The organism is Adlercreutzia sp. ZJ473 (assembly GCF_013185065.1).
In the GTDB taxonomy this organism is placed as follows: domain Bacteria; phylum Actinomycetota; class Coriobacteriia; order Coriobacteriales; family Eggerthellaceae; genus CAAEEV01.
In genome coordinates this window covers 1-3466 of sequence record NZ_JAAVTO010000004.1, presented here as the reverse complement: position 1 = coordinate 3466, position 3466 = coordinate 1, and the positions used below count along the sequence as shown (strand labels likewise).

The 3466-nt window shown below is 44.5% G+C and carries 3 protein-coding genes; all 3 read left to right on the top strand.

The annotated features are described in order from the left end of the window. A partial coding sequence (locus HRL41_RS01500; RefSeq protein WP_172135211.1) for a glycosyltransferase occupies positions 1-473 on the top strand: 473 nt, incomplete at its 5' end. 7 nt (positions 474-480) lie between these two features. Further along, complete coding sequence (locus HRL41_RS01495) at positions 481-1626, top strand: EpsG family protein (protein ID WP_172135210.1); 1146 nt, start codon at positions 481-483, stop codon at positions 1624-1626. A gap of 15 nt (positions 1627-1641) precedes the next feature. Next, positions 1642-3144, top strand: coding sequence for a lipopolysaccharide biosynthesis protein (locus HRL41_RS01490; protein ID WP_253904635.1), 1503 nt, complete (start codon positions 1642-1644; stop codon positions 3142-3144). Positions 3145-3466: the final 322 nt, after the last annotated feature.

Below are 3466 nucleotides of genomic sequence, written 5' to 3'. Positions count from 1 at the left end.
CGGTCTTCAAGAGTATTGTCAAACTTGATGATTCTGCTGTTTGTTTTTGGATTGGCACCGGTTCTTTGGAGCAGCATTATCGGGATGAGATAGCTCACGATGGGCTTTCGGATCACATCTTTATGGTCGGCGTTCAAAGTGACATTCCTCAATGGCTTGCTGCTTTCGATTGCTTCATCTTTCCGTCTCTGTGGGAGGGCTTACCAGTCTCGCTGGTTGAGGCGCAGGCCATGGGTTTACCGTGCCTGATTTCTGATTCCGTGACTAGTGAGATTGGCATTACTGAACTTGCAGTTTTTTGCGGCCTAGATAAAGCGCCTGAGGTTTGGGCAGATAAAGCGATTCGCCTTGCGAGGAAATATATGGGATTTCGTACTAGTCCAGACGAAAAGATTCGCAATGCTGGATATGATATTGAAGAGTCATCAAAGTTGTTAGCCAGGTACTACTTCGACAACTATCGTCGAAAATAGGCTGAACATGGAAGTCATTGCTTCGATATTGAAAATAAGCCTCTATTATTGCGGGGGCTTGTTGGCATATTGGTTTGTATGCCTGAGAAGGAACGCTTTGTCCAAAAGAGGTGCTGCTTCGCAAATGAGCAGGGAGTCTCCTCGTCAGGCTGTTAAGCTGCATGCAGTTGAAATCGCTCTTGTTTCTTTGGCGATAGGCTTCTTTTCAGTTATCTGCGGGGCGACTCCGGAACTGTCGGATAGGGCCCATTTCCAAGTCTTTTTTGAAAGCGGATTAACGGAGAGGGTAAAGGCGGGATCGTTTGGCCTTTATGTGGTAGAGGAGATATTGCACTCGTTTACAAATAACGCTTCTGTTTTATTTTTTGTAATCGCGTTTTTGGTTACTGCAATTCTTCTCGCTTCCTATAACCGTTTCCCTCAAAGGGCGCCCATAGCGCTAATGTTTGTTGCTTTTAGCTTTTGTTATTTGTACGGATGCTACCAGCTAAAAGAGGCGGTTGCTGTTGCGTTTGCAACCTTAGCGCTCGCTTCGTACTTTGCAGGTCGAAAAGTGTTATGCATTGGTGGGATTCTGGCGGCTATTCAGTTTCATGAGGTTGCGTACATCCTAATTCCCTTGTTGCTGTTATTGCACGGAGCGAAACGCAAGAGCTTGGTTGTGTTTGAAGCGTTGTTGCTTGCTGTTTGCGTATTTGAGTTTTCCGAAATATCTTCTGCGGTAATAAAACTGGTAAATAACTTGATTCCCGGCATGTCGCTCCAGACCACTTCGTATCTAAATCAAGAAGGTGGGATTAGCGTTGAGTCCAACTACATGACTGTGTTAAAAGGCCTTCCCTATTATCTGATTACGATTATAGCTATCGCCTATAGGGGCAAACTCCAAGGGTCAATAAAAAACTACGATAAGTTTCTTATTCTTAGCATTTTCGTGTCTTTGACTAGCATTATGTCTTTCTATTCGTATTGGTTATGGCGATTTGGCGAGCTTTGCTATTTTGCAGATTTCGTCTTTGCGGGATTAATCGTTTCGACCATACCGATGAAAAAAGAGGGGCAGCTGTTTACTGCGGCGACTGCTCTCTCGTCGCTCGTACTTAGCGCCAGATACTTTCTTACAGTGTTCTTTACGTATGGCGGCATTATTTAAGCGAGCTAAGTGAAAATGAGTGATTCCTTCGATAGCAAAGATGATTCGAAACAGCAAGTAAAAGGTAAAGCGCTAAGCGCAATGATCTGGAAGGTTGCTGAACGATTGAGTGCAGCAATTGTGGTGATAGTTGTCCAGATTGTTCTTGCAAGGCTTCTTGGGCCGGAGGATTTTGGCCTTATTGCAATTGTCTTGGTGTTCACGAACTTGGCAACGGTTCTCGTTCAGTGCGGAATGAATACTGCGTTGGTCCGTCAGGACAGGGTAACTGAAGTTGACAAGTCGACGGTGTTTTGGACATCTTCGTTAATCTCTGCAGTATTGTACGCGGCAATCTTTTTTTGCGCTCCTTATATTGAGTCCTTCTACGGAATGGATGGGCTTTCGGCTATTTTGAGGGTGCTGTCCTTGGTCCTGTTCGTTTGCTCTTACAACTCTGTTCAAGTGGCTATGCTTCAGCGTGAATTGAATATGAGAGCTCAGCTGATTGCTACCTTGGTTGCATCGGCCCTGTCTGGAACCATAAGTATTGCCTTGGCGTTGGTGGGTTTTGGCGTATGGGCATTGGTCTCGCAAACTATGCTGCAGCAGATTTTTACCTGCATTTGCATGGCCGTTCAAGTCAAATGGCATCCGCGTCTTGCGTATAGCGTCGATAGCCTCAAAAGAACGGCGGGTTTCGGTTGGAAGCTGTTGGTCTCATCCCTTCTTCATACTATATATACAAGTATATATGATTTGGTTGCGGGAAAGGTGTTCTCAGCTGCTGAGCTCGGCCTATTCAGTCAGGGGAAGAAGTATCCGGCACAAGCGGAATCTATTCTCGATTCTGCAATTTCTCAAGTTGTACTTCCTGCAGCGGCAAGGCTTAAGGGCTCTACGGATGATATGCGAATCTTGATTAAGCGTGGGCTTCAGATGTCCTTAACTATAATTGCGCCATTTATGGTACTCTTGTGTCTCAATGCTGGACCGCTGATTTCAATCTTACTTGGTGAACAGTGGATTGCCGCCGCTCCTTTTTTTCAGGTTTTTTGTATTGCCTCTATTTTTACCCCTGCGACAAGAATAAATTTGCAGTGCTTTAATGCTATGGGCAGGAGTGATATCTATTTACGCTTAGAGGTGGTAAAAAAGACCATCGCGATTGCCTTGGTGGTGATTGCGTCGCTGGCGCACGACTTGATGCTGATGGCGTTTGTTAGCTTAATCTACAGCATCATCGCAGTGCTGATCAACATGACTCCTTCTAAAACATTATTCGAGTATGGTATATTGCGCCAGTTTTGCGATTTGTTTCCTCCCATATGTCTAGCTGTATTAGCGGGCCTGCTTGGTTTGATTCCTTTTGCGTTTGTTCAAAATAACATTTTACAGCTGGTGTTTGTGACAATCGTATTCTGTACGTCCTATATTTTCCTCTCTGAATTGTGGAAGCCGGATTCGTACATTTATTCAAGGAATCAGTTTTTACGATTAGCCGGAAAGATCATGACCCGCAAAAAAGGTCAGGTTTGATTTTCTAAGATTGCGGTTAAGATGGCGATGTCCTCCTGACGGATGAACCTAATGTTGTTGTAATTTCCGATACAGAAATTTAGATCGAGTGGTTCTAGACAAAATGTTAGATGGGAAATCGTAATAATCAACTCGCCATCAGGTGAAACACTCTGAATTGAACGTATCTTTGACAACTAAAGCTCCTGTTCGAGCGTGAGCGTCAAAACAACTGCGTGATCATAAAGCTCCAAGAGGCCAATCGGAATCCTCTTGGAACTTTCCATGCCATAGGTAGAATCCTCCAGGAGTTTTCCGACTAACAACTTGGAAAGACCTAGGA